We start from the raw sequence: 547 nt of genomic DNA, 5'->3' as shown, positions 1-547 counted from the left end.
ATCACAAGCGGAGGCACCCTCATGCTCAAGCATGGGCAAAGTGCCATATTTGAGCAAATCCCGGTGGGGGTACTCTACACCGTCATCGAGCAGCCTGTCCCCGGCTATACTGTGGCGGGAACCAGACACACGGGAACGATCACTAAAGAAGGCTGTACGGCGCTGTTTACCAACACCTATGCCCCCAGCCAGATGGGGAACCTGACCGTTACCAAGGAAGTCCTGGGCGACGGCGCGGATTTACAGAAGGAATTTACCTTTACCGCAGTGATAAACGGGCGGAGCGAACCCTTTGTATTAAAGCCCGGCGAGAGTAAAACCTTCCCGGCTCTGCCGGTGGGGATAGAGTACACCATCACCGAAGGCGACTACACAGCCGAGGGGTATATCGCCGCGGTGAAAACCTACACCGGAACCATTACCGGTGGGGAGGAACTGCTTCTGCCCTTTGTCAACGTCTACCAGGCGGAAGCAGAGCCGGGCAGCCTGACGGTGCAGAAAGAGGTTGTGGGCGACAATCCCGACCCGGACAAGGAATTTAGCTTTG

Annotated in this window: 1 protein-coding gene; it reads left to right on the top strand. The window is 56.7% G+C overall.

Features of this window, described 5'->3' with window-relative positions; translation table 11 throughout:
• Positions 1 to 21: 21 nt before the first annotated feature.
• Positions 22 to 547 (top strand): DUF7601 domain-containing protein (locus H8730_RS17480; protein ID WP_249290324.1); only part of this gene is annotated, 526 nt, incomplete at its 3' end.

It is taken from the genome of Bianquea renquensis, assembly GCF_014384895.1.
Classification (GTDB): Bacteria; Bacillota; Clostridia; order Lachnospirales; family Bianqueaceae; genus Bianquea; species Bianquea renquensis.
This window is presented reverse-complemented; position numbering and strand designations above follow the sequence as displayed.